General features: G+C 68.1%; 22 protein-coding genes and 1 pseudogene. 13 read left to right on the forward strand and 10 right to left on the reverse strand.

The genetic code is table 11. The features are described 5' to 3' along the window. Positions 1–142: 142 nt before the first annotated feature. From ACQKDV_RS09210 to ACQKDV_RS09220, 3 genes are all read right to left on the reverse strand, one after another. Positions 143–2,377: a 1,4-alpha-glucan branching enzyme gene (locus ACQKDV_RS09210; protein WP_427783456.1), complete on the reverse strand. Its 2,235-nt coding sequence runs from the start codon at positions 2,375–2,377 to the stop codon at positions 143–145. Further along, positions 2,374–3,918 carry a glycogen synthase GlgA gene (gene glgA, locus ACQKDV_RS09215; protein WP_427783457.1) on the reverse strand — a complete coding sequence of 515 codons (1,545 nt, stop codon included), beginning with the start codon at positions 3,916–3,918 and terminating at the stop codon, positions 2,374–2,376. Before glgA ends, ACQKDV_RS09210 begins: the two co-directional genes overlap by 4 nt. 243 nt (positions 3,919–4,161) lie before the next feature. Beyond that, positions 4,162–4,476, reverse strand: a complete 315-nt coding sequence (locus ACQKDV_RS09220) for a hypothetical protein (protein ID WP_427783458.1) — start codon at positions 4,474–4,476, stop codon at positions 4,162–4,164. 375 nt (positions 4,477–4,851) lie between these two features. On the opposite strand from ACQKDV_RS09220, the gene ACQKDV_RS09225 reads away from it, so the two are divergent. The 7 genes and pseudogenes from ACQKDV_RS09225 to ACQKDV_RS09255 form a co-directional block, all read left to right on the forward strand. After that, positions 4,852–5,667: a S1 family peptidase gene (locus ACQKDV_RS09225; RefSeq protein ID WP_427783459.1), complete on the forward strand. Its 816-nt coding sequence runs from the start codon at positions 4,852–4,854 to the stop codon at positions 5,665–5,667. A 68-nt stretch (positions 5,668–5,735) separates the two neighbouring features. Continuing rightward, complete coding sequence (locus ACQKDV_RS09230) at positions 5,736–6,119, forward strand: BlaI/MecI/CopY family transcriptional regulator (RefSeq protein ID WP_427783460.1); 384 nt, start codon at positions 5,736–5,738, stop codon at positions 6,117–6,119. Then, positions 6,116–7,585, forward strand: a complete 1,470-nt coding sequence (locus ACQKDV_RS09235; protein ID WP_427783461.1) for a M23/M56 family metallopeptidase — start codon at positions 6,116–6,118, stop codon at positions 7,583–7,585. The genes ACQKDV_RS09230 and ACQKDV_RS09235 overlap by 4 nt, the downstream gene beginning before the upstream one ends. Before the next feature lie 110 nt (positions 7,586–7,695). After that, entirely contained in the window at positions 7,696–9,897 is a 2,202-nt protein-coding gene (locus ACQKDV_RS09240) for a TonB-dependent receptor plug domain-containing protein (RefSeq protein ID WP_427783462.1), read from the forward strand. Between the two features lie 360 nt (positions 9,898–10,257). After that, positions 10,258–10,653: a hypothetical protein gene (locus ACQKDV_RS09245; RefSeq protein WP_427783463.1), complete on the forward strand. Its 396-nt coding sequence runs from the start codon at positions 10,258–10,260 to the stop codon at positions 10,651–10,653. 146 nt (positions 10,654–10,799) lie between these two features. Next, entirely contained in the window at positions 10,800–11,231 is a 432-nt protein-coding gene (locus ACQKDV_RS09250) for a hypothetical protein (protein WP_427783464.1), read from the forward strand. A gap of 151 nt (positions 11,232–11,382) precedes the next feature. Beyond that, positions 11,383–11,928: pseudogene (locus tag ACQKDV_RS09255) on the forward strand (hypothetical protein); the annotation flags it as partial. A 51-nt stretch (positions 11,929–11,979) separates the two neighbouring features. Here ACQKDV_RS09255 and ACQKDV_RS09260 read toward each other — a convergent pair. After that, on the reverse strand, positions 11,980–12,582 hold the full coding sequence (locus ACQKDV_RS09260) for a hypothetical protein (protein ID WP_427783477.1): 603 nt from the start codon (positions 12,580–12,582) through the stop codon (positions 11,980–11,982). Between the two features lie 181 nt (positions 12,583–12,763). Here ACQKDV_RS09260 and ACQKDV_RS09265 point away from each other — a divergent pair, with 181 nt between their 5' ends. Then, positions 12,764–13,057 carry a hypothetical protein gene (locus tag ACQKDV_RS09265; RefSeq protein WP_427783465.1) on the forward strand — a complete coding sequence of 98 codons (294 nt, stop codon included), beginning with the start codon at positions 12,764–12,766 and terminating at the stop codon, positions 13,055–13,057. Between the two features lie 160 nt (positions 13,058–13,217). Beyond that, complete coding sequence (locus ACQKDV_RS09270) at positions 13,218–13,379, forward strand: hypothetical protein (RefSeq protein WP_427783466.1); 162 nt, start codon at positions 13,218–13,220, stop codon at positions 13,377–13,379. Between the two features lie 127 nt (positions 13,380–13,506). Here ACQKDV_RS09270 and ACQKDV_RS09275 read toward each other — a convergent pair whose 3' ends face one another. After that, positions 13,507–14,424: a M14 family metallopeptidase gene (locus tag ACQKDV_RS09275; protein ID WP_427783467.1), complete on the reverse strand. Its 918-nt coding sequence runs from the start codon at positions 14,422–14,424 to the stop codon at positions 13,507–13,509. Between the two features lie 172 nt (positions 14,425–14,596). Between ACQKDV_RS09275 and ACQKDV_RS09280 the strand changes: the two genes are divergently transcribed. The 4 genes from ACQKDV_RS09280 to ACQKDV_RS09295 are packed head-to-tail and all read left to right on the forward strand — an operon-like array spanning position 14,597 to position 18,497. Beyond that, positions 14,597–15,250 carry a DUF3348 family protein gene (locus tag ACQKDV_RS09280; protein WP_427783468.1) on the forward strand — a complete coding sequence of 218 codons (654 nt, stop codon included), beginning with the start codon at positions 14,597–14,599 and terminating at the stop codon, positions 15,248–15,250. 10 nt (positions 15,251–15,260) lie between these two features. Continuing rightward, positions 15,261–17,492 (forward strand): DUF802 domain-containing protein, encoded by a 2,232-nt coding sequence (locus ACQKDV_RS09285; RefSeq protein WP_427783469.1) that lies wholly within the window; start codon positions 15,261–15,263, stop codon positions 17,490–17,492. Continuing rightward, positions 17,489–18,127 (forward strand): OmpA family protein, encoded by a 639-nt coding sequence (locus ACQKDV_RS09290; protein ID WP_427783470.1) that lies wholly within the window; start codon positions 17,489–17,491, stop codon positions 18,125–18,127. The genes ACQKDV_RS09285 and ACQKDV_RS09290 overlap by 4 nt, the downstream gene beginning before the upstream one ends. Continuing rightward, on the forward strand, positions 18,117–18,497 hold the full coding sequence (locus ACQKDV_RS09295; RefSeq protein WP_427783471.1) for a DUF2894 domain-containing protein: 381 nt from the start codon (positions 18,117–18,119) through the stop codon (positions 18,495–18,497). Before ACQKDV_RS09290 ends, ACQKDV_RS09295 begins: the two co-directional genes overlap by 11 nt. A 125-nt stretch (positions 18,498–18,622) precedes the next feature. On the opposite strand, the gene ACQKDV_RS09300 is transcribed toward ACQKDV_RS09295, so the two are convergent. The 5 genes from ACQKDV_RS09300 to ACQKDV_RS09320 form a co-directional block, all read right to left on the reverse strand. Further along, the gene (locus tag ACQKDV_RS09300) at positions 18,623–19,069 is read right to left on the reverse strand and encodes an REP-associated tyrosine transposase (RefSeq protein ID WP_427783472.1); all 447 of its coding nucleotides are present in this window, start codon (positions 19,067–19,069) and stop codon (positions 18,623–18,625) included. 117 nt (positions 19,070–19,186) lie between these two features. Continuing rightward, on the reverse strand, positions 19,187–19,945 hold the full coding sequence (locus tag ACQKDV_RS09305) for a 2,3-dihydro-2,3-dihydroxybenzoate dehydrogenase (RefSeq protein WP_427783473.1): 759 nt from the start codon (positions 19,943–19,945) through the stop codon (positions 19,187–19,189). After that, positions 19,936–23,823, reverse strand: coding sequence for an amino acid adenylation domain-containing protein (locus ACQKDV_RS09310; RefSeq protein WP_427783474.1), 3,888 nt, complete (start codon positions 23,821–23,823; stop codon positions 19,936–19,938). The genes ACQKDV_RS09305 and ACQKDV_RS09310 overlap by 10 nt, the downstream gene beginning before the upstream one ends. Then, complete coding sequence (locus ACQKDV_RS09315; RefSeq protein ID WP_427783475.1) at positions 23,820–24,077, reverse strand: phosphopantetheine-binding protein; 258 nt, start codon at positions 24,075–24,077, stop codon at positions 23,820–23,822. The genes ACQKDV_RS09310 and ACQKDV_RS09315 overlap by 4 nt, the downstream gene beginning before the upstream one ends. Then, positions 24,077–24,423: isochorismatase family protein (locus ACQKDV_RS09320; RefSeq protein ID WP_427783476.1), on the reverse strand; the 347-nt coding region annotated here is incomplete at its 5' end. The genes ACQKDV_RS09320 and ACQKDV_RS09315, both read right to left, overlap by 1 nt.

The following is a 24,423-nucleotide window of genomic DNA, read 5'->3' on the forward strand; positions in this document are numbered from 1 at the left end:
GAATGCAGGCCATCGGCGTGCCGATGCATCGGCAACGCGGCCCCGCCCAGCATAAGCTCCACCTGGCCGATGTCAGGCGCCCACAACCGGAACTCCACCTTGCCGGCGCCCACCGGCCACGCACCCAGACGGGCCGCTTCGGTCATGCGTCAACCTGCAGGTACAGCGTGGACATCGGCGGCAGGGTCAGCCGCAGCGACTGTGCATGCCCGTGCATCGGCCGCGCGTCGGTGGCCACCGCGCCCAGGTTGCCGGCGTTGCCGCCCGCATAATGGTGGCTGTCCGTATTCAATCGCTCCGACCACAGGCCGGGCTCGGGTACGCCAACGCGGTAGCCGTCGCGGCGCACGGGCGTGAAATTGCTGACCACCAGCATCGCCGGTGCCTCGCCGGCCGGGTCCTGGCGGATGAAGGCGTAGACGCTGTTGCGACTATCGTCGGCCACACTCCAGGCAAAACCGCGCTCGTCACGTTCGTCGCGATGCAGTGCGGGCTGATGGAGCAGCTGCGCGTTCAGATCGCCGACCAGGCGCATCAGCCCGCCGCCCTCGTGCGTTGCCGCCTGGTCCCATTCCAGCCCACGCTGGTGTGCCCACTCACCCGCCTGGCCGAACTCGCCGCCCATGAACAGAAGCTTGCTTCCCGGGTGCGCCCACATGAAGGCGTAGTACGCCCGCAGCTGGGCGAACTGCTGGGCGCGGTTGCCCGCCATCTTGTTGAGCAGCGAACCTTTGCCGTGGACCACCTCGTCATGCGACAGCGGCAACACGAAACGCTCGGAAAATGCATAGACCAGGCCGAAGCTGATCTCGCTGTGGTGATGCGCGCGATGCACCGGGTCGCGCTGCAGGTAGTGCAGCGTGTCGTGCATCCAGCCCATGTTCCATTTATGGGTGAAACCCAGCCCGCCATCGGCCACCGCATTGGTCACGCCCGGCCAGGCCGTGCTCTCCTCGGCGATCACCAGCACGTCCGGGAAACGCTCGCGCAGGGTCTGGTTCATGCGCTGCAGGAAGGCCACCGCCTCCAGGTTCTCGCGGCCGCCCTGTGCATTGGGCACCCACTGCCCCTCGGGCCGGCTGTAGTCGCGATACAGCATGGATGCCACTGCATCCACGCGCAGCCCGTCGATGTGGAAATGCTCGATCCACTCCAGCGCACTGCCTATCAGGTAGGCCGACACTTCGTTGCGGCCGTAGTTGTAGATCAACGTGTCCCAGTCGGCATGCTTGCCCTCGCGCGGATCGGCGTGCTCGTACAGGGCGGTGCCATCGAAGCGCGCAAGGCCATGGGCATCATCCGGAAAATGCGCACTGACCCAATCGACGATCACGCCCAGACCGGCCTGGTGGCAGCGATCCACAAAGCGGGCAAAGGCTTCCGGGGTGCCGTAGCGCGCCGTCGGTGCGTAGATGCCCAGCGGCTGGTAGCCCCAGGACCCACCGAAGGGGTGTTCACTGATCGGCAGCAGCTCGATGTGGGTAAAGCCCAACCCGGCGACATGGGGAATCAGCCGATCCGCAAGTGCCTCCCAGTCCAGCACGCTGCCGTCCTCGGCGCGCTGCCAGGACCCTGCGTGTACCTCATAGATGGACAGGGGCGCGCGGATGCCCTGCTGACGACGGCGCTGCAGCCAGGCATGGTCGTGCCACTGCAGCGGCGTGGCGGCCACCACGCGTGAAGCAGTGGCAGGCGGGCGCTCGGCCCAGCGTGCCATCGGGTCAAGCTTGTCGGGCAGAGTCTGGCCGTCCGCGCCGATCAGGCGGAACTTGTAGCGCGCGCCCGGCTTCACGCCGGGGATGAACAGCTCCCACACGCCTGCGGCATGGCGCAGCCGCATCGGGTGGCGGCGGCCGTCCCAGCCATTGAAGTCACCGACCACCGCCACGCGCTGGGCATTCGGTGCCCAGACCGCGAAACGCACACCTTCGATGCCTTCTACGGCCATTGCGGTCGCGCCCAGTGCACGCATCGCTTCGGCATCACCCTGATGGATACGCTGCAACTGCGCCTCATCCAGCAGCGGACCGAACGCGTACGCGTCGTGCACCTGCTCGACGCCATCAGGGAAATACAGCGCGAGCAGCGGGATCGCGTCGGCACCGGCATTCCCCTCGAAAAGACCTGGAAGCGTGGTGCCGTCAAGGTCCCAGCGGCGGCCGCTGGCCTCGATCACCTCAACCCGCCGTGCATTCGGCACCAGCGCGCGCATCACACGGCCACCGCTGCCGTCGGCATGCGGTCCCAACCAGGCGAACGCGTCGGCCGGGCGCCCCTGTACCATCGCCTGCAGCTCGAAGGCCTGCGTTGCCACCGCATCATCCTGCGTCACCGCGTCGTAGTTGAACGCCACCGCAGCCGGTCCTTCGTCGTTCATGCAGCCACCTGGCAGGTCTGCTGGTACAGCGCCAGGTAGGCCTTTCCGGCCGTTTCCCAGCCGCCTGGACGCAGCATCGCCGCACGCCGCATCGCATGCATCAGTGCCGGCAGCCGGAAGGTGCGCATCGCCCGCTCCACGCAGCGGCGCAGCCCATCGGCATTGGCTCCATGGAACAGGAAGCCGGTTACGCCGTCCTCGACCGTATCGACCAGGCCGCCGGTCGCATGCGCAACCGGCAGGCAGCCAAAGCGCTGTGCATACATCTGGCTGAGGCCGCAGGGTTCGAACCGCGAAGGCATGAGCAGGAAGTCGGCGCCGGCGAACATCTGCCGCGCAAGGCCCTCCTCGAAGCCGATGAAGGCACCGACCCGCCCGGGGTAACGCTGTGCCAGCGCCTGCACCTGCGCTTCCACCTGCGGTTCGCCACCGCCGATCACCACCAGCTGGCCCCCAGCGGCCACGATCTGCGGGGCAACATCGCACGTAATGTCAAGGCCCTTCTGATGGACCAGGCGTGAGACCACCGCAAACAGCGGCCCCGTCGATGGCTGCAGGCCAAACGCCTGGCGCACCGCCCGCGCATTTTCTTCGCGACCCGCGCACTGGCCGATGCTGAAACGCGCCTTCAGGTGGATGTCGCGGCGTGGATCCCAGCTGGCATCGATGCCATTGACGATGCCACTGAGGTGGCCACCGGCGGCGCGGCGTGCCAGCAGTTCGTGCAGGCCACAGCCATCCTCGGCGGCGGTGATCTGCTGCGCATAGCGCAGGCTGACCGTGTTCAGGCGGGTGGCATTGGCGATGCCGCCCTGCAGGAAGGACATGTGGCCATGGAAATGCAGTTCGTCCAGATGTTCGACAGGCACGCCGAGGGTCGGCGCAAGCGCAAACGGGAACAGACCCTGGTAGGCCAGATTGTGGATCGTCAGCAGGGTCGGCACGGCCGTGCGGTCCCAGCGCACATAGGCGGCGGCCATTGCCACCGGCCAGTCATTCAGGTGAAGCAGCTGCGGCGTCCAGTCCAGCCCGGCACGACCAGCGGCCAGTTCCGCGGCAGCATGGGACAAGGTGGCGAAGCGCACCGCGTTGTCCGGCCATTCGCGGCCCTGCGCATCCACGTAGGGCGAGCCCTCGCGTTCATACAGCGCGGGCGACAGCAGCACATAGATCGGAAGACCATCGGCCTGCAGCGCCATGGCCACGGTGCAGGCCGGCAGTCCGGCGCGCCCGGCGACACGGCCTACTTCGCGCAGGTGCGGCAGCCGCTGCAGCACTTCAGGATAGCCGGGCAGCAGTACGCGGGCATCGCAGCCGCTGCGCACCGCACGGGGCAGCGCCGCGGCCACATCACCCAGGCCGCCGGCCTTGATGAAATCGGCCATTTCAGTTGCCACGAACAGCACGCGCTGCACCAGTTCAGGAAGTTCGACCGGTTGTGACGGGCCACGTCGGGTGCCGATCGGTACCAGATCGAGGGCGGGCAGGAGGGTCTCTGCAACAGGATCGTGCAGGGAATCGGCGACGAGGTCGAGGGCCATGGCGCTTCTCTGAATCAGTCAGGCAGACACCAGCTGCGCCCGGTTGGGCGCTGATGCTGGAAGGGAAGTCGTCGCGGAACGTGGGGGACGTGCGCGTAGGCTCTACGCGAATGTGCACTGTTCCGTATCAAACAACCGTGAAGCGATGGCGATTTCTTCGTGACAGCGTGGCATGAGCTCAGTGCGCAGGGTTGTATGCGCACCGCTCGGTTGTGCCTGGGCAGTTTCGATCCACGCCGCTGCTCACCAACCGCCGATCATGATCCGTAGCTGCAGCGTGGTGCCGTCATCCAGATACAGAGGGAAATGCAGGCAGTCCCGTTCTGCCATGCCAGCGGCCAGCCCCTGCAGCGCTGAGCGTGGCAGCACCAGCCTGCAGTGAGTGCCACCGTCAAGCAGCACCGCCTGGTCGCCATCGTGCAGGGAAACCGCCACGGCCCAGCCGCCGCTGCCGCCAAACCGGGTCAGGTTCTCCACGCTTTCACCGGCCAGCAGCTGGGCCAGTTCGGCCTTCTGCAGACCCACCTGCATGCACTGTTCCTGCAGAAGCACCCTCATGCGGCAGACTCCAGCAAGCGGGATGCAGCGAGAAGGACGGCGGAGACATGAAACATGGGAAAACAACCAGACGGCATTCGGAGCCGCCATTAAACCGCAATCGGACAACACAGAGTCGCGCTTGCTTGACTGCACTCAGGTCCAGCATCGTCATGGCATGCCTGCTCGTTCGCGCGCCCCGCAGCCGTTCATTGCCGTTCTGGGTCGCTGGCACGGGCGCCGCGTTGAGCGTAGGCGACGGCCTGGCCGGTGCACACCCATCGCCGATGTCTGCCAGTTCGTCGCACACAGAGCCCTATTCATCGCACAGCGCTGCCCCGACGCCCCCCAGCGGGTTACGGTTGCTGCCATCCATGCACCCGATGGCACCCACCCATGACCCGTTGGCTCCTGCTCGCCCTCACTGCCCTGCCGCTCTCCGCCGCCGCCATCGTCATCCGCAGCGATGTCGATGACAGCGCCTATCGCATTCCGGCCACCGCCTTCCCTGCCCTGGCGGACATGCCGGGCGAGGGCCACGGTGTCCTCATCGCGCCGCGCTGGGTGCTGACCGCCGCACACGCCGCGCCGATGGACGGCATGGATGCCGATGTGCAGGTCAACGGCCAGGCGTACCGCGTGGCCCGCGTGTTCGTGCACCCCGGCTACCGGCGCATGCCCGACGCGCTGGGACAGGCTGCGCTTGCATCAGGCAATCCCGGCCCGATCCACGCCTTCCTCGCCGCCTCCGATGACATCGCCCTGGTCGAGCTTGCAGCCCCGGTGCACGGCGTGGCGCCGGTGCACCTCTACCGCGGCCATGACGAAGCCGGAAGGGTTGCTACCCTGGTGGGCAAGGGCGCCACCGGCACCGGCAGCACCGGGCTGGCACCAGGGGCTTCGCACCGTGGCGTGCTGCGCCGCGCGGAAAACGCGGTGACCGGCGGCAACGATCGCTATGTCTGGTATCGCTTCGATGGCCCTGCAGGCGGTCTGCCACTGGAGGGCGTGATCGGCGGCGGCGACAGCGGCAGCCCGCTGCTGATCCGTGATCGCGACGCCTGGCAGCTGATCGGCCTCGGTTCGTGGATCACTGCGGTGCCGGAGCACGCGCTGGAAGCTGGGTACTACGGCCAGGTCGTGCACAACGTGCGCGTCTCGCGCTATGCAGATTGGATCGACAGCGTGATGCGCCGTTCGCCTCAGCATTGAAGTGATGACTTGCACCAGTGCGACATGTGTCGCACACTTGCGACATCGATCAAGCGCAGGGACTGACGATGTCATCCGCCCCAACCCCCTCCAATGCGGAACTGGAACTGTTGAAATGCCTCTGGCGTGATGGCGCCTGCAGCGCACGTGAGCTGCACAACGCCGCGGTCGCCACGCTGGACTGGTCCTATTCCTCCACCCGCAAGACGCTGGAGCGGATGGTCGACAAGGGGCTGGTGAAGGAAGGCAGCCAGCACGGCCTCAACGTTTACAGCGCCAAGGTCGGCAAGGTGGCCACCCTGGCGGCTCTCAGCACGGATTTTGCGCGCCGCGTGCTGGAAATCGACGGGCCGCTGCCCAGCCAGGCCTTCGCCGACAGCCGACTGCTCAGCCGCCAGGAAATCGAGCAGTTGGAAGCCTTGTTGCGGGCGCATGATGAGGATCAGCCATGAGCGTGCCTGCCGCGTCCAGCGTGTTGATCGCGCTGGCGGCCAGCCTGGTCGGCGCCGGCCTGGTCTGGTACGCCGCACAGGCCCTGCAGCGCGGGTTGCAGATCTCTCACGCCGCGTCGCGGTACTGGCTGGGCGCGTGGCTGTGCGCGGTGTTGCCACCGGTGCTGGCACTGTTGCTGCCACTGCAGCACGCACCACTGCCACAGTTGACCAGCGCATTGCCGGTGGCCTTGAACACCCTGCCCCAGGGAATGTTGCCTGACACGGCGGCAACACCCGGCATCGGCATGTCCCTGGCAGCGGTCCTGCCGCTTTGCCTGTGGGTGGTGTATGCCGGTGGCGTACTGCTTTCGCTGGTGCGCTGGGCGCTGGCCACGCGCCAGCTGCATGCCGTGCTCCAGCGCAGCCAGCCCCTCCAGGCGACGCAGCTGCCGGGCCCGCAGTCACGGCAGGCGGTCCGCCAGTTGCAGGCGGCAGGTATCGCTGTCCGCTGCACGGAAGGCGGCGGCACGCCGTTCGCCGTCGGCTGGCCAGACGCGCGCATCGTCCTGCCTGCCGCCAGCCTCGCCCTGCCGGACCGCGCACTGCGCCTGGTCATCGGCCACGAGGCTGCGCACCTGCACCGTCACGATCCACTGCGCGCCATCCTCATGCGGCTGGTAGCTGCGCTGTACTGGTTCAATCCCTTCGTGCAGCGCCTTGCCGCGCGCGTGCAGCTGGCCGCGGAACTGCAATGCGATGCGCGTGCGCTGGCTGAAGCGCCCGTTGCCGGCGACGGCCGCCTGCTGGCACAGGCCTACTTGGAAACGCTGCGCCAGGCCACCGCACTGCAGCCTGCCAGCGCGCTGTCACACCGCGATCCCGGCGGCCATCAGCTGCGCCTTCGGCACATGCTGCAGGGCGACGCAGGCCGCCGTCCCGGTACGGCCATCGCGCTGCTGCTGGCGGCGTCCGGCGTGACCGCCACCCTGGGGCTGGCCACCGTACAGGCGGCGGTCACGGCAGGGCCGCCGTCGCTTGCCCTGCCGCTGCACAGCGCTTCGGTCACCCTGCTGGAGCCCACCCTGCCACCGGCGCCTATCTTTGCCGCGCCCCTTGCCCATGCACGGGTCACCAGCGTGTTCGGCCACACGTCGGATTTCCGCCAGCGCGCCCACCGCGGCGTTGACTTTGCAGCACGCCGTGGCACCGCGGTACAGGCGCCTGCCGACGGCACCATCATCGCCGCCACCCGCACCTATCCCGATGGCCCCAACTACGGCACCGTGGTGGTGATCGACCACGGCGGTGGCTGGCAGACGTTGTTCGCCCACCTGCAGGATTACGACGTGGACGTCGGCCAACAGGTGCGCCAGGGCGATGTCATCGCACGCACCGGCAACACTGGCCGCACCACCGGCCCCCACCTGCACATGGAACTGCTGCGCAGCGGCACGCGCGTCGATCCGCAGGCCTGGATGCAGTAACCACTGACGCGCCCGCCGCGCGTTGCCCCGATCCGCAGTGAATCGATACCCGGCCGCGGGAGCCCCCGCTGTTGCCCGTCGCCACGCCATCAGGAAGGAATCCAACGACCATGCAAGGCACGTTCACTCCGCGACCGCCGCGCCACCCTCAGGCCAGAACAGGCACCCGTCTGGCCATTGGCTGCCTGCTCTGGCCTGCCGCAACGGCCGCGGCACAGACCGCACCTGCAGCGCCGGCCACCACCGAACTGGACACCGTGCAGGTGCAGACGCAGCGCTACGACGCGCGGCGTGATGATGTGGCCAGCCGCATCGTCGTCGATCACGAAACCCTGCGGCGCCACGGCGATACCGATCTGCTGGAGGCGCTCAAGCGCCTGCCCGGGGTTAGCGTCTCCAACGGCACACCGGGCCGACCGGGCACCGTGTCGCTGCGCGGGCTGGGCAGCGGTTACACCCAGATTCTGCTGGATGGCCAACGCGTCCCCGCCGGATTCAGTCTGGATTCGCTGGCCACCGACCAGATCGAACGCATCGAGATTCTGCGCGCACCCACGGTGGATCAGGGAGCCGGCGCCATCGCCGGCACCCTCAACATCATCACCCGCACCACCGTGCCCAAGGACAGCCAGCGCCTGACCCTGTCCTGGGCCGAGAGCCAATCGCGCAGCACGCCCTCGGCCAGCTGGCGGCAGACGCACCAAGGCACGCAGGTCGACCAGGCACTCACGGCCACGGCGTCCGTCCGCGCCTTCCTGGTGGAAGAACGCGGCAGCGAACAGGCCTGGGACGCCGAAGGGCGGCCACTGCTGTTGCGCCACAACCGGCTGCGCGCCGCCGGTCGCCGCGACAGCGTGTCGCTGGCACCCTCGATGACCCTCAAGGCCAGTGCCGACGATACGGTTTCGCTGCAGGCACTGATGGATGCCTCCGACTTCCGCCGTGACATGCTGATCGACTGGGACAACGTGCAGGGCCAGGCCCTGCGTACACCGCACTACCGCCAGCGCACCCGCCTGCGGCTCGACCAGGGCCAGGCCAGCGCGGAGTGGACGCGCCAGCTGCAGCGCGGCGGCAGCCTTACGGTGCGTGGGGCCATGGACGGCAACCGCGAAAACTATCGCTTCCGCGAGCAGGGCCAGGCAGCAGACGGCCAGGAAAATCTGGTGGACCGGACCGATGCGCGCCTGCATGTGCTGGGCGGCAGCAGCCGCGTGCAGTGGACCCTGCCTGCGCGCGGACGCCATACCGTGCAGACGGGTGCCGAAGGCAGTCTGGACAACCGCCGCGAATCACGGGTGCAGCAACTGCAGGACTTCAACGACGCGGCCGCTTCAACAAGCAATCTCTCCTTCAATGCACGCCTGCAGCGTGTTGCGGTGTACGCGCAGGATGAGTTTGCCCTGAGCGAGCGCACCGCCTTCTATCTCGGTGGCCGCTGGGAGCAGCTGCAGACCCGCAGCGAAGGGCGCGACTTCGCCCCGGTCCGCAACCGCGCCAGCGTGTTCACACCCGTGCTGCAGGGGCTGTGGAAGCGGGCCAAGGGCAAGGACCAGCTGCGCGTCTCGCTCAGCCGCACGTTCCGCGCGCCGGAACTGCGCCTGCTGGTCCCGCGGCCGTATACCTCCACCAACAACCGGGCGCTGAACCCGGACGAGATCGGCAACTCGGCGCTGCGCCCGGAACTGGCCTGGGGCCTGGACACTGCGTGGCAACTGCACGGCCGCGACGGCACCCAGGGCAGCATCGGCGGCTACCTGCGCCGCATCGACTCGCCCATCCGCACCGAAACCCTGCTGCGTGATGGCCGCTGGGTGGCCACGCCGGTCAACGGCAGCCGTGCCACCGCCTGGGGCATCGAACTGGATGGACAGCTGCCGTTGGCCCGCGTGCTGCGCAACGCGCCCGATATCGAACTGCGTGGCAACGCCACCTGGAACCAGTCGCGGGTGCGCGATGTTCCCGGACCCGACAACCGCGTCCAGGACCAGGTGCCGCTCACCGCCAGTGCGAGCGTGGATTACCGCATCACCCCGCGCTGGAGCAGCGGCCTGGCATTTACCTACCGCAGCGGCGGGCGTATCCGCTACAGCGTGGGCGAAGTGGACATCGCCGCCTATCGACGCGAACTGGAAGCATGGGTGCAGTACAGTTCTGCAGCGCACGGCAAACTGCGGCTGACCGGCAGCACCCTGCTGGGGGACGACGGCGGGAGCGGCCAGTGGCGCTTCGATGACGGCGGCACCCAGGTGGTTCGCAGCGCACGGCAGTCGGTCCCCAGTGTACGGCTGCAGTGGGAGGTGCCGCTGTAGGCGGATCGTCTGTGCTGCCGGCAAAAGGCTGTCGCTAATGCCTTGGCGATGATGTGGACCGGTGGCGCGAAAGACCGATGCGTGTCGCAATTTGCACAAGCGTTTGCGGGCACTGCGCCGACAAGCGCTCGAGCGGCACTGCAACACTGCAAGAATTGCGAAAACGACGCGATCTGCAGTCAATTGCAACTCGTCTCACCCGCCTTGTGTGGCGCCGGCTGGAAATCCGTCTGCCGGCTATGGCGAGCGGTGCGTGGGGGCTTCATGCCCACCGGCTTGGGATCAACCCGGATTCGAACCACGTACCGCCTGCCACCTCTGTGTGGCGGCTTCCGCTTGCTTCTTGACGGAGCCATCAACATGAGCACATCGAAGACCCCACACCTGCACCCGCAGCAGCTTCCCGGCCCGGCCAACACCGACGATCGCAGTGACCGCATTCCCGGCTTCATCGACACCCTGCAGCGCATCGGTAAGGGCGCAGCGGCGGACGGCAATCCCTCGCCCGAGCCCAACCTTCGACCGGGCCGCCGCATCGCCCTGGCCGATGCCGATTGCGCCCTGGCCGGCCTGCGCATCGTGGGCGAACTCATTCTGGCGTCCGAGCGCGTGCGGCAGAACGGCCCGGACAGCGGGTGCCTCGGCGGCCGGGTGATGGAAGGCCTGATGATGGCCAGTCTGGCCCTGACCGCGCAGGTGACCGCACGGATACGGCCGGTCGAGCAACTTCGAGCCTGCTCGACCGCTCTTCCGTAGAGCCGAGCCATGCTCGGCTGCTCCCCGCTCTTTTGTAGAGCCGAGCCATGCTCGGCTGCCTTTCGCGAAGAGGAATCAAGCAGCTTGGACACCGGCGGACGTTCCGGGCAGACTTGCCCAAGCCCCCCCCGCGCACGATGGATCTCATGGACGGACGCGCTCCCCTCGAACAGGACCCAACGGATCCACGGCCACCCCGTGCGCTCCGCAGGATTGGCAACGCGCTGGCATTGATCATCGGCGGCTGCGCCGCACTGATGGGCGTGTGCATGCTCGCCATCGCAGTCTTCGGGCAGATGGGCCTGGGCCGCATGGGCGCTGGCCTCACGGGTGGCGGCCTCCTGTTGGTGTCGGCCCCCCTGATCGCGCTGCCCTTTTCCCGTCCGCTGGCAAAAAAGCTTCTGTTGCTGGCAATGACCGCGCTGGCCGTGTTCGCTGGCATGCTGTGCTTCTGGCCGCAGGCAGGGGCAGCCCCCTCGCCTGCGGCGCGGGCGGCGGTCATCGCCTTTGCAGCGCTGCTGGTCTTCCGTGTGTATCTGGCCCGGCGCGCACGGGGCGGTAACACCCGCACGGGGTAAGTGCCGTCGAGCTGCCGCCGGAGGCGTTTCACATGCTGCCTGCGGTGAACCGACCACAGCGCGCGTTCACCCGCATGTCAGATTGGCGCCGGTGCCACGAGGCACGAGAGGACCGGATGCCATGGATGACCGCCCCCCCCCCCGCCCGCTGATGCGCGCGCGATTCCCCGTCGGACGCTTCCCACGCACGGCCACCCTGCTGCTGTGTGCAGGCCTGCTGGCCGCTGGCCATGCCGGTGCCCAGTCAACCGCGCACGCGGAGGACGTCAAGGCCATCGAACAGGTGCTGGAAACCTTCCGCACAGCCCTGGTCAACAAGGACAAGCCCACCTGCATGAGCCTGTTCTTCTCAGACAAACCCGAGGATATCGGCTGGCAGTTCGTCTCCGAGGACGTGCGCCTGCAGGACATCCGCAGGACCACGCCCGACGCGATCAAGGCGCGGCAGATTCCCTCGAACAATTTCATCTCGCTCATCGACAATGCGGTTGCTTCGTCCGCACCGAAGGAAGAGGTTTTCTCCAACCCCAGGATCGAAACCGATGGCGACGCCGCCTCGCTGACCTTCGATTACACGTTCCTGTCCGATGGCGTGAAGCAGAACTGGGGCAAGGAGATGTGGCAGCTGATCCGCACCGAACAGGGCTGGAAGATCTTTTCGGTGGTCTATTCGGTACGTGATGAGCGCAGCCCGGCCGCGGAGCGAGGTGCGGATGGCCTCTGCCAACCAAGGTTGGCATCTACTGGATCAGCGCGCGGCACGCTTTCCGCCGCTTTCCAGCTGCGTGGTCAACAGCCGCGTCAGGTTCCTGCGTGCGAAATACCCCTGCAGCTGCGCGGCCTTGATGGTCCGCGCCTTCACCCTCGGCGCGCCATCGTCGCCATACTCGATACGGTAGTAGCGCGACGCACCGCAGAGTTCGGCCTGGCTGGCCGTGACGATCACAACGGTGATCTCCAGGCTGGTGAAGGCGTTACCGGTCTTGATGTCCGGATTCTCGGTGCCGGCGCGGTCGATGAGGGTGCGGAACCTGCCCAGGTCGCGCTCGCCACCACTGCTGAGGGGGCCGACATTGGTCGCACGGCGGATGTCGTCGTCTTCGCTGGGTGTGGCCTTGCTCCAGTGCTCGGTGCGCTCGGGAATGACCGCGCGCACGACCGTGCCGTCCGGCTGGATCAGGTCGATCACCACGTCCAGCAGGTATACCGGCTCCAGGCCGAGGTTGGTCACGAAACAGTGCGCGTCCAGGTTGCGCCCGGCACCGGAGGTGATGAGGATCGAGGGCCGCTGCTGGCGGCGGTAGCTGCGCAGGAAGAAGTTGAGGTAGACCACCCAGATCAGGGCGGTCACGCAGGTCATTACCGCGGTCAGCAGCGGTGCAAAATGGAGCAGGTCCTGCAGCATCCTCGGTGGAACTCACGGGCGTGGGGTGGCCCATGGTCGCCGTTGCCGTGCTTGTGGGTTGTGAAGTGTTCGGCTTCGAAGGGTCGCGAACGCATCCACGCATGGCGTGGATCTACTGGCGTACCCCATGCCGCTGGACGCGACCGATCTGCGTGAGGTCCATGACCTGGATTCGAACGTGAGCGAACTGGCGTTCCACAAGCCTGTTGCCACCGCGTTTCACCTTCCCGCCCATTGCTGGAAGACGACGTATACGTCCAGCGCCCGGGCTTCGATCCAGCGCAGCCGGTGGCCGCCGGATTCAGTGCTGCAGATGTCCTACACCGTCTTCAGCTGCGGACCGGAGTTCGGCCGTGCCACCTTCGTGGCCATCAACAACTCCGGCGATCAAGTGCTGTTCTGGCGCACGTACCGCGATTGATGCGTGCGCCATTGTCCCCATCGCCCACCAACCCGCCGCGTTGCACGTGCGCCACGTCGCGCCGAGGCATGCTCGGCTCCCCTGGCCTGCAAAGCTTTTGCCGCGCAACGCTGTACCTATCATCGGACGGCCCCTTCCCTTCCCCGATTCCCGATTCCCGATGACGACCTTCGCCGAACTCAACGCCGCGCAGCTGGCCAACCACACCCTCAACATCTTCATCGCCCAGGGCCGCCATATCGAAGGCGCGCGGGTGATCCAAAATGACGATCCGGATCTGGACGCCGTGCTGCGTGGCAAAGGGTTCAGCGAAACCGCCTAGTACGCGCAGTGGCTGCAGTCATCCACCGATGACCTCGACGCACTGGACAAGGCCATCCAGGAGCAGCGCCAGAAGGGTTGATCCGGCGCGTTTCCACGCATGTCGCCGGGCATGGCCCGGCGCTACCTCATTGGGCCAGGGCGAAATCCAACCCCGCGCACACCGCCGCCACCTGGGCGTCGTTGCATTCCTGCGGATTGGTGCGCGGGCTGTCCGGGTAGACCTCGGTGGTGGTGGCATAGCGTGCGTCGGTAAAACCGGCGCAGGCACCGATCGACCGCGATTCGCCCCAAACCACGCCCGGCGACTGCAGTGGCAGACCGACCAGATTGCCCTCGGTGTCGGCCGGGGCGATATGGGTGATCGGCGCCACGGCAGCAATCAACGCCTTCTGGAATGCATGCTGTGGGTCTTCGCTGTTCCCGATCACGTAGAAGCCATCGGGAATGGTGTCGCGCTCGAACGGCTTGCCATCGCGGGCACAGCGCGCCGGGTCGAACTCATTCAGGTCGCTGTCAGTGGTCTCGTGCAGGTCCAGGTGGACGCGGATGTCAGCCTTGCACTCGGCCACCCAGCGCATCAGCGCGGCGGCTTCCTCGATCAGGCCGCCGTCACGGAAGCTGCGGTTGGGATCGATGGCGTCCGGGTTCCAGCGCTGGATGCGCTCGTAGCCCCACGGGCTGACGCACGGTGCCACGATCAGGTTCATCCGGCCCAGATAGCGCTCGGCCTGCTGTTCCAGGAACTGCAGCGCGCCATGCACGCCGCTGGTTTCATAGCCGTGCACGCCGCCGGTCACCAGGGCCGTCGGCAGCGCCGGGTTCCAGTCATGGTTGACCACCGCAAACAGCGGGTAATGGTCCGGTGCATAGTCCAGCTGGCCGTACTGGATCACATCGAACGCGTCGTCCAGCCGTTCCAGGGCGGCCACCACGTCGTCGTGGTAGCTGCGCTGGCGTTGCTGGGCCGCCCGCCACTGCGCGCGTTCAGCATCGCCCCAGGGCTGGCCGGGGGTGCCGATGGGATAGAACGGCGCGAGGGTCATGCGGAAGCTCCAGAAGGTCCAGTTGCGTTGATGCAGCCGACCATTCTAAGCCGTCTGCCGGGGCGGGCCGACACCCTGCCGGATGGCACCCCCCTGCGGCGGCGCCCGCCCCCTTCATCCAGGGGCGGTCATCTGGCTGTAAAATCAACGGTTTTTGGCCCCTGGCTACTTGATGGCGAACGCCGCGCAGCCGGTCCTGGGTGGACCGGAGTTCCTCCGCCTGCTTGCCCGTCTCAGTGACGGCGCGATGCCGGCCAGCAGTCCCGCCCTGACCGATCGCCTCGGCCAGTGGGTGGACTGGAGCCGTGCCGTGGCCCTGTCCGGGGCGCTGGACGGCCGCCTGCCGGAGCCGGGCGAGCCCACCGACGCACTGGACGACCTGCTGGCCGACTGTGCGCAGGCCGAGGCCAGCCTGCTGGCCTCGATCCGCGAGGATGCCGAGGCCGAGCGCCTGCTGGACCTGGCCGAAGCCGCTGCACAACCCAACTTCGCTTCGCTGCGCCAGCGCTACCGCGTGCTGCAGCAGGCCATCCAGACCGCCACCGGGCGCCTGCGCGGGCGCCTGCGCGACCAGCTGGTGCAGGCCTCGCCCGAGCTGGCGCGGCTGGCCGAGGTCGATGCGGTGATGGAACAGACCCTGACCCCGCGCGAGCACAGCCTGCTGGCCACGGCGCCGACGGTGCTGGCCGCCCGTTTCGAACGCGTGCACGGCCAGGCCGGCTGGCGCGCGTCCTTCCGCAATGACATGCGCAGCCTGCTGCTGGCCGAGCTTGAACTGCGCTTCCACCCGATCCACGGGCTGCTTGCAGCCCTGCGCTCCCACTGACCGGAACACCATGTCCAGAACTGCTTTCCATGTCGTTGTATTCCTTGTCGGCCTGCTGGCCGTGTGCTGGATCGGCATCGGCTACGTGGCGGTGCATCCGCTGGGTGCGGCGGTGGCGGCCATCATCGCGGCCTGCTACCTGGCCGGCGGCGTGGAGCTGTACCGCTACCGCCAGGCCAGCAACGGGCTGCGCGCCGCACTGGGCGACCTGGGCGCTGCCCACGAGGGCTTGGCGCCGTGGCTGCAGCGCGTGCCGATGGCGCTGCGCAATGCCGTGCGCCTGCGCGTGGAAGGCGAGCGCATCGCGCTGCCCGGCCCGGTGCTGACCCCTTATCTGGTCGGCCTGCTGGTGCTGCTGGGCATGCTCGGCACTCTTCTGGGCATGATGGACACGCTGCGCGGCACCGGCCTTGCCCTGCAGAGCGCGACCGACATGGCCGCGATCCGCGGCTCACTGGCCTCGCCGGTGCAGGGCCTGGCCGTGGCCTTCGGCACCTCCATCGCCGGTGTCGCCAGCTCGGCGATGCTCGGCCTGCTGTCGGCGCTGCTGCGCCGTGACCGCCTGCAGGTGGTGCAGCAGCTGGACCGCGCCATCGCCGGTGAACTGCATCCGTACTCGCAGGCCTGGCAGCGCGCCGAGTCGCTGCGCCTGCTGCAGGCGCAGTCGGCCGCCCTGCCCGCCCTGGTGGACCGCCTGCAGGCGATGACATCGGCCTTTGAACAGCACAGCACGGTCGCCAACGAGCGCCTGCTCAGCGGCCAGTCTGAATTCCTCACCCAGAGCCAGGCATTGCAGGAACGGCTGGCGGTATCGCTGCAGCAATCGCTGCGCGAAGGCGCCGAAGCCAGCGCGGCCGCCATCGGCGGTGCACTGCAGCCGATGGCCGAAACCACGCTGGCCGGCCTGGCCAACCATGGCCAGGCCCTGCATGCGCGGGTCGAACAGGCCGTGCAGCAGCAGCTCGCAGGCCTCAGCGAAGGCTTCGAGCGCAGCCGTCAGGCGACTGAAGCCAGCTGGGCCAGCGTCATCGCCGCGCAGACCCAAGCCCAGCACGCCCTGGTGGCCGATCTGCGCCAGCACCTGCAGGCCTTCAGTGACGGCCAAGGGGTACAGGCCGATGCGCTGATCGCCCGCATCGGTGATCGCCTGCAGGCCGACGCCATGGGCAATGCCGAGGCATGGCGCGCCGCCGTCGAACAGCAGCGGACGGTGAACGCCGCACTGCTGGAAAGCCAGCAGCAGGCGCTGCTGGCCGCGGGCGCACAGCGGGATACGCAGGTACAGGCGCTGCTGCAGGCACTGGACCAGCGCCACACCGCCAGCCAGGCGCTGCTGCACGATCACGAGATCCAGCGTTCGCAGGACTGGCAGGCTGCGCAGGCCGCCGCCGCCAGCGCGCATGCGGAACTGCAGGCTGGCCTGGATGCCCGCGAACAGCAGCGGCAGGCGCGCTGGGATGCGGTGGCCGCCGAACTGCAGCAGGCACATGCCAAGCTGCAGACTCAGCTGCAGGCCGGTGACGCGCAGCGTCTGCAGCAGTGGAGCACGGCACTCGACACCATCACGCAGGGCCTGGCCGAGCGCCAGCAGCAGGTCTGCGAGACCTTGGCCCGCACCGCGCAGGAGATCGGCGAGAACGGTCGGGCACAGGCCAGCGCCACCCTCGCCGAAATCTCCACCCTGCTGCAGACCGCAGCGGATGCCCCCAAGGCGGCAGCGGGGGTCATCAACGAACTGCGCAGCACCCTGTCCGAAAGCCTGGTGCGCGACAACGCGGTGCTGGAGGAACGCGGCCACCTGCTGGCCACCGTGCAGACCCTGCTGGAAGCGATCAACCACGCCTCGCACGAGCAGCGCACCGCCGTGGACGCGTTGGTGGGCGGCTCGGCAGAACTGCTGGAACGCGTCGGCAGCCGCTTCACCGACCACATCGCCGCCGAAACCAGCAAGCTTGATGGCATCGCCGAGCACCTCAGCGGCAGCGCAGCGGAGGTCGGCCAGCTGGCCGGTACCTTCGGCGCCGCGGTCGAACGGTTCGGCGCGGCATCGACCGAGCTGTCCGGACGCCTGGAACAGATCGGCGGCGCGCTGGATGCTTCGCTGGCCCGCAGCGATGAGCAGCTGGCTTACTACGTGGCACAGGCGCGCGAGGTGGTCGACCTCAGCCTGCTGTCGCAGAAGCAGGTGATGGAAGAGCTGCAGCAGTTGGCCGCGCGCCGTGGCAAGGCCGGCAGCGCATGAGCGACGAACTGGAGGTCGATGGCGGTTCACACGCCCCGATCTGGGCCGCATTCGGCGATCTGATGTCGGTGCTGCTGGGCGCCTTCGTGCTGATCCTGGTGGGCGTGGTGGCGGTGCAGCTGGAACTGTCGCAGCGGCTGGACCAGGAAGTGAAGCAGCGCCAAGCCGAAGCCAAGCGCCTGCAGACGCTGGAACAGGCGTTGGCTGGGCCCTTGTCCGCGGGCCGGGTCACCCTGGTCGATGGTCGCATCGGCATCAGCGGCAGCGTTCTGTTTGCACTGAACTCGGATCAACTGCAGCCGGAGGGCCAGGAACTGCTGCGCAGCCTGGCCGCGCCACTGGCGGCCTACCTGGGCACACGCGAAGAGATCCTGATGGTCAGCGGCTTCACCGATGACGCGCCGATCCGTGATGGCAACCGTCGCTTCGCCGACAACTGGGAACTGTCCGCGCAACGTTCGCTGACCGTGACCCGCACCTTGATTGCCGACGGCGTGCCCGCCGATGCGGTGTTTGCCGCCGCGTTCGGCAGCGAACAACCGGTCAGTTCCAATGCCGATGAAGCCGGCCGGGCGCGCAACCGCCGCGTGGAGATCGCGCCGATTCCCAAGCCGAAGGCCGGTGATGGCAAGTAAGCCTCGCGCACCGCTGGATACGCTTCAGGCATTGGTGCGCGACCTCGATGCCGGTTCGCGCAGCCTGCAGCATTACCCGCAGGTACCGATGCTGGGTCAGGTCCGCCTCGAGTGGAGCGAACTGCGCAGCGAACTGCAGGTGCGCCGCACGCTGCGCGCCGAGGCCCCGGCCGACGGCGGCCCGTTGAATTCAGCGGTGCTGGTCCAGCGCATGCTGGACACGATGCAGGCCGCCAGCCCCGGTTACCTGCGGCACTTCATCGACTACATCGACACGCTGTCCTGGCTGCAGGCCCTGCAGGACCAGGCAGCCAGCGCCGCGGACACCGCAAAGCCCAAGCGCACGCGCAAGCCCCGCAGCGCCGGTTGATCCTGCGGTAGTGCCGGCCGCTGGCCGGCATGCGGAAGTCACGCAGCATTCCGATAGCCCCGACGTTCGGCGATGCTTCCGGCCAGCGGCCGGCACTACCACCAGACCGACGCCGCTGGCCGGCATCACGACCAGAGCGACCAGGCATAGGGGTACTCACCCACCTGCGTAGCAAGGCCGGCACGGATGGGATTACCCACGATGTACACAGCCTGCCGGACCAGTGATTCCTCTGCCCTGACCGCATGGTCGAAGTAGCCTGGCTGCCACACTGTCTTCTGACAACCACGCATCCGATTCAATGCCAGCGAACTCGACGACTTCAAACGCCGCGCGATGCCTGCAAGATCCGAGGCTCGCAACTCGAACATCCAGTGCACATGATCCGGCATCACGACCCATTCGAATGATTGAGCGAGCCCGCGATCTTCGATGTAGCGTAACTGGTCTGTGACACAGGCTACCGTGGCGTCGCTGTCAAAGAGACGGTCGCGTTGATGGGTGGTCGTGGTCAGGACGTAGACCTGCCCAATGATGGATCGTCGGCCCAGGCGGAGGCGATGGCTGCTCATGGCCCATGGTGAGGTGGGCCGTGGGAGGGTGAATGTCGGGACTTGCCGTGACGGGGGTTCGGAATTATCTGGAATGGGTCATGGTTGCCGGCCAGCGGCCGGCACTACCGCGCTCGCTCAACCGCGCAGGGTGGCGCCGCCGTCCACGTACAGGTCGCTCATCGCGATGTGGCCGGCCTGCTCGGAGAGCAGGAACATCACCGAGTGGGCGATGTCTTCCGGCGTCGCCAGCTTGCGCAGCGGAATGCCGGCTTTGTAGGTGCCCAGATTGCCGGCGATCACGCGCTCGGCCCCCTGTGCGTCTTCCCACATGCCGGTCTGCATCGGGGTCAGCGTCGAGCCTGGGGCGACGATGTTGCAGCGGATGCCCAGCGGCGCCAGCTCCAGTCCGAGGCAGCGGGTGAACATGGTCGCGGCGGCCTTGGACGCCGCATAGGCCGCCATGCCGTGCCGCGGCACACCGGCAGCATTGGAACTGACAGTGACGATCACGCCCTGCCGTCGCGGCGACATCACCCGCGCCAGCGCGCGACCGACATGGAACACGCCATCGGCATTGACCGCGAACACACGCCGCCAGTCCTCGTCACTGGTCCCGGCCACCTCGCCTACGTGCAGCACGCCAGCCACGCTGGCCGCCAACGCCACCGGGCCCACCTCTGCTTCCACCCGGTCCACCAGCGTATCGACCGCCGCGCTGTCGGTCACGTCCAGCGGGTACGAAAGCACGCGCGCATCGTCCCCCACCGGACGCTCGCGGTCCGTGGCCACCACCGTGCAACCGGCGTCAGCCAGCAGCCGGACCAGTGCGGCGCCAATACCACCGGCGGCACCGGTCACCAACGCCACCCGCCCTTCAAAGCCGGTCAACTGCATGCTGCCATCTCCTGTTGTTCATCCCATTGCTGCAGGCGCGTCGACAACCACGGGCCCAGCTGGGCGACCGCATCGCGGCCGGTCAGTTCGGCATGCAGGAACGGCAGCTCCAGCGCCTGCACCTTGCGCGCGTGAGTCATCCACAACGCGGATTTCAGCTGCGGCCGCGCCTGGTGATCGCGCCCCGCCCGTACATGCACCAACGTGCCATCGAACGGCCGGTGATGATGCTCGCGGATCAGGCGATTGGTCCCGGTGACGGCACGCACCACCCCTTCCAGCACGTCATCAGGCAGGCTGCCCAGTGCGCTGCCACCGCGGCGCAGGAACGCAAGGATGCGCTCACGGCTGTCCAGTTCCGGGTGCGCGTCGGGATCATGGCCGGCAATCGCCAACAGCGCGCGCAGCGCGGCAATGGCATCCGGCTCCGGCTCGGCCCGCCAGCATTCGCTGGGATAGGCATCGAGCAGCACCAGTTCACCCACTTCGCGGCCGATCTCGTGCAGGCGCACCGCCATGGCCTGGGCCAGGATGCCGCCCACCGACCAGCCCAGCAGATGCACCGGCCCCTGCGGCTGCAGCGTCACGATACGGCGCACGTAGTCGTTGGCCATCACCTCGATGCTCGACGGCATGGCCTGCTGCGGATCCAGCGCGGGCGACTGCAGACCGTAAACCGTCCGCGCTGGCCGCAGCGCGCGTGCCAGCGTGCGGTAGTTCCAGGCAATGCCACCGGCCGGGTGCATCACGAACAGCGGAGGCACCTCACGTTCCGACGTCGCCAAAGCGATCACCGCTCCCAGTGCGTGGTCGGCCAGCGCCGGGGGTTCGGCAATGCGCGCGGCCAATGCGGCCACGGTCGGCTGCGCGAACAGCGCGCCCAGGCCCAGGTCGCAGCGCCAGCGCTGCTCTATGGCCAGCAGCAGGTGCACGGCCGACAGCGAATCCCCGCCCAGGCTGAAGAAGTCCGCGTCCACGGCAACCGGCATCTCGCGCCCCAGCGCGCGTGCGAACAGCGACGCCAGCTCCTGCTCCATCGGCGTGCGCGGGGCCAAGCCGGCAACCTCCTGCTGCGGCGGCTTCGGCAGTGCCGTGCGGTCCAGCTTGCCGTTGGCCGTCACGGGCCACTGCTGCACGCCGACAAACGCCGCAGGCAGCATGTAGTCGGGCACGCGCGAGGCCAGATGGCTGCGCAGCGCGGCGGCATCGGCCAGCGCGGCGGGCACGTAGGCCACCAGGCGTGCCTCACCCGGCGCATCGTGGCGCAGCAGCACTTCCACCCGGTCCATCCCGGGCAGTTCGCGCAGCGCCGCCTCGATCTCGCCCAGCTCGATGCGCAGGCCGCGCAGCTTCACCTGGTGATCGCTGCGGCCCAGGTAGTCGACCGCACCGTCGGCGCGCCAGCGTGCGACGTCGCCGGTACGATAGATGCGCTGCCCTGGCAGGAAGGGATCGGCGAGGAAACGCTCCGCCGTCAGGTCATCGCGGCCCAGGTAGCCTCGCGCCAGCTGTGCCCCACCCAGGTACAGATCACCGGCCACGCCAACCGGCAGCGGCTGCAGCCGCGCATCCAGCACGTACAAGCGGGTATTCCACACCGGGAATCCGATCGGTACCGGCCGCGAGCGGTCCTCGGCCGATGCGGGCCAGTAGCTCACATCCACCGCTGCTTCGGTCGGCCCGTACAGGTTGTGCAGTTCCGCGCGCACACGGCCGTGGAAGCGGTCGCGCAGCGCGGCATCCAGCGCCTCGCCACTGGTGAACACCCGTCGCAGCTGCAGCCCATCCGACGCGGGCGCTGCCAGGAAGGCATCAAGCATGGACGGCACGAAATGCGCCGTGGTGATCTCATGGCTGCGGATCAGCCGCGCCAGTTCAGCGGGATCACGATGCGCGTCCGGGCCGGCCAGCACCAGGGTGGCACCACACAGCAGGGGCAGGAAAAGCTCCCAGACCGACACGTCGAACGTGGCCGGGGTCTTCTGCAGCACCCGGTCATCGGCAGCGAAACCGTAGTGCGCCCGCATCCACAGCAGGCGGTTGACGATGGCACGGTGTTCGATGACCACGCCCTTGGGCTCGCCGGTCGACCCCGAGGTATAGATCACATAGGCCGCATCGTCTGGCGAAGGAAGGGCCCACGGCGCGGCGAAACTCACCGCGGTCCACTGCGCGGGCGACAGCAGCGGCACCTCGCCCAGCCGCGCCTGCACATCGGCTGCAGCCAGTACGCAGGCTGGTTGGGCCGAGCCGAGGATGCGTGCCAGCCGCTCATCCGGATGGGCAAGGTCCAGCGGCAGATAGGCGGCACCGGCACGCAGCACGGCCACCAGCGCGATCACCAGTTCCAGTGAACGCGGCAGCGCCACGGCAACCACGCTGCCCGCACCGATGCCCATCGCGCGCAGCTGTGCGGCCAGCGCGAAGCTACGCGACTCCAGCGTTGCGTGGTCCAGCGACGCGTCCGCAAAGACCAGCGCGGTCGCCTGTGGATCCCGGTCCATGCCCTGCTGCAGCAGTTCCACCAGCGTGGTGTCGGGCAAGGCATGCGCGGTGGCATTGAAGCCATGCACCGTGCGCTGCGCTTCTTCCGGCGTGGCCAGCGGCACTTCCCCGATGTCATCCGCCTGCAGCGCGGCCGCCACGAAATGCAGCAGCCGCGCGGCATGCGCCTGCACGTCCGCCGGGCTGTACAGCGCAGGATTGGCTTCGATTTCCAGATCCAGCAGCGTCTGGCCATCGCCACGAAAGCACAGGGTGAGGTCATCCACCGGGCCGGTGCACAGCACGTCCAGCGTGGCCTGCACGCCGGCAAGCACCATCGGCCTGTAGAACGGCTGCACGTTCACCAGCGGGCCGTGCAGACGCTGCTGCACACCGACCAGGCCCAGATCGCGACGCAGCTGCTCGCCACGGTAACGGCCGTGCTTGCGGGCCTGCCTCAACTGCCGCCCGATGCCGCGCGTGAAGTCCTCGACCCTGCCCTCGCCTGCTGCCACACGAAGTGGCAGTACGTTCATCACCATGGCCGGCACGCGCGCCGAGGCATTGCCCAGCCGACCCATGTAGGGCACGCCGATCACCACTTCATCGGCCGCGCTCATCCGCCGCAGGTACTCGGCTGACAGCGCAGCCAGTACATCCGGCCACGGCTGCAGCCACCGTACGCAGGTCTGCAGCAGCAACTCACGCAGGCCCGCACCGAGCGGCTGCACCCAGCGCAATGCATCGTTGCTGGCCGCAGCCGTGCCCGCCAGCCCCGCACCGGCAGGCGCGCCCTGCAGCTGGTCGCGCCACCACTGGCCGGCCTGTCCGCGCCGCGGGTCGGTGCGGTAATCGGCGTCGTCGGCCAGTACAGCGGCCAACGGCGGCAGCGGCTCGCCACTGCGACCGGCATACAGTGCGCACACCCGATCACTGAACAGCGCCATGCCATAGCCATCGGCCGCCAGGTGATGCACACGCAGGTACCAGACCCACCGTTGCCCGCCCAGGTCGAACAGCGCCTGTTGACTGATGCGGTCGCGGGTGGGGTCCACAGGCGCCAGGCGATCGGCCTCCATCGCGGCGCGCGCGGCGGTGGCCGGCTCCGGTTCGGCGGACACATCGCGCAGCACCAGCTGCGGCACGTGGGCCGGATCATGCCATTGCAGCGGCTGGCCATCGTCGCCCACGGCAAACCGCAGCGCGAACGCCTGCGCTTCAGCCGCGGCCTGGTTGGCGGCAGCCACGAACGCGTCCACGTCCAGCGCCCCTTCGATCCATACCGCATGGGCCGTATTGAACGCGGGATTGTCCGGGGCCAGGCACTGGGCGAACCACAGGCCCGACTGCGCCTCGGTCAGCGCCACTGGCGTGGCCAGCCCTGCGGCGTTCATGCCTGCTGCGCCGCCTGCAGCTTCTGCACCACGCCCCACCATTGGCGCAGCGTGCTGTGTTCCGCCAGCTGCGGGAATTCCAGCGGCAGGCCGGTGTTGCTCCAGGCCAGTACCAGGCCGAGCATGCGCATCGAATCCAGATCCAGGTCGATCAGGTTGTCGTCGTCGCCGATGTCGGCCGGCTCGCAGTCGAGCATGCGTGCCACGTCGGCGCGCATGCGTTCAAGATCCAGCTCATCGTGGGTTGCGGCCATCACAGCACCTCCAGCAGCGGGTCGGTGGTCATCGGCACGCCACTGGTGCGTGCGATCCACTGCAGGGCCTGGTCGTGGTCGGCGCGCGAGAAATCGGCCACCGCATCGGCGGCGATGAACGCTTCGATATCACGCTGGAAGGCCTCCACCACGGTGGCGGCGCAGCCGATGTGGGCGTAAACCCCGGTCACCAGCAGCTGGTCACGGCCACGCACCCGCATCAGGGTTTCCAGGTTGCTGCGCTGGAAGGCGCTGTAGCGATGCTTGACCAGCACGTGCTCGCCGGCCTGCGGCGCCAGCGCCTCGATGATCGCTTCGTGTTCCTCGCCCCGGCGCATGCCCGGGC

The organism is Stenotrophomonas sp. NPDC077659 (genome assembly GCF_050268705.1).
GTDB lineage: Bacteria > Pseudomonadota > Gammaproteobacteria > Xanthomonadales > Xanthomonadaceae > Stenotrophomonas.

Bases quoted from the DNA above. Each gene is read 5' to 3' on its own strand.
- ACQKDV_RS09210 (WP_427783456.1), bottom strand. From the start codon at position 2,377: ATGAACGACGAAGGACCGGCTGCGGTGGCGTTCAACTACGACGCGGTG.
- glgA (WP_427783457.1), bottom strand. From the start codon at position 3,918: ATGGCCCTCGACCTCGTCGCCGATTCCCTGCACGATCCTGTTGCAGAG.
- ACQKDV_RS09220 (WP_427783458.1), bottom strand. From the start codon at position 4,476: ATGAGGGTGCTTCTGCAGGAACAGTGCATGCAGGTGGGTCTGCAGAAG.
- ACQKDV_RS09225 (WP_427783459.1), top strand. From the start codon at position 4,852: ATGACCCGTTGGCTCCTGCTCGCCCTCACTGCCCTGCCGCTCTCCGCC.
- ACQKDV_RS09230 (WP_427783460.1), top strand. From the start codon at position 5,736: ATGTCATCCGCCCCAACCCCCTCCAATGCGGAACTGGAACTGTTGAAA.
- ACQKDV_RS09235 (WP_427783461.1), top strand. From the start codon at position 6,116: ATGAGCGTGCCTGCCGCGTCCAGCGTGTTGATCGCGCTGGCGGCCAGC.
- ACQKDV_RS09240 (WP_427783462.1), top strand. From the start codon at position 7,696: ATGCAAGGCACGTTCACTCCGCGACCGCCGCGCCACCCTCAGGCCAGA.
- ACQKDV_RS09245 (WP_427783463.1), top strand. From the start codon at position 10,258: ATGAGCACATCGAAGACCCCACACCTGCACCCGCAGCAGCTTCCCGGC.
- ACQKDV_RS09250 (WP_427783464.1), top strand. From the start codon at position 10,800: ATGGACGGACGCGCTCCCCTCGAACAGGACCCAACGGATCCACGGCCA.
- ACQKDV_RS09265 (WP_427783465.1), top strand. From the start codon at position 12,764: ATGCCGCTGGACGCGACCGATCTGCGTGAGGTCCATGACCTGGATTCG.
- ACQKDV_RS09270 (WP_427783466.1), top strand. From the start codon at position 13,218: ATGACGACCTTCGCCGAACTCAACGCCGCGCAGCTGGCCAACCACACC.
- ACQKDV_RS09275 (WP_427783467.1), bottom strand. From the start codon at position 14,424: ATGACCCTCGCGCCGTTCTATCCCATCGGCACCCCCGGCCAGCCCTGG.
- ACQKDV_RS09280 (WP_427783468.1), top strand. From the start codon at position 14,597: ATGGCGAACGCCGCGCAGCCGGTCCTGGGTGGACCGGAGTTCCTCCGC.
- ACQKDV_RS09285 (WP_427783469.1), top strand. From the start codon at position 15,261: ATGTCCAGAACTGCTTTCCATGTCGTTGTATTCCTTGTCGGCCTGCTG.
- ACQKDV_RS09290 (WP_427783470.1), top strand. From the start codon at position 17,489: ATGAGCGACGAACTGGAGGTCGATGGCGGTTCACACGCCCCGATCTGG.
- ACQKDV_RS09295 (WP_427783471.1), top strand. From the start codon at position 18,117: ATGGCAAGTAAGCCTCGCGCACCGCTGGATACGCTTCAGGCATTGGTG.
- ACQKDV_RS09300 (WP_427783472.1), bottom strand. From the start codon at position 19,069: ATGAGCAGCCATCGCCTCCGCCTGGGCCGACGATCCATCATTGGGCAG.
- ACQKDV_RS09305 (WP_427783473.1), bottom strand. From the start codon at position 19,945: ATGCAGTTGACCGGCTTTGAAGGGCGGGTGGCGTTGGTGACCGGTGCC.
- ACQKDV_RS09310 (WP_427783474.1), bottom strand. From the start codon at position 23,823: ATGAACGCCGCAGGGCTGGCCACGCCAGTGGCGCTGACCGAGGCGCAG.
- ACQKDV_RS09315 (WP_427783475.1), bottom strand. From the start codon at position 24,077: ATGGCCGCAACCCACGATGAGCTGGATCTTGAACGCATGCGCGCCGAC.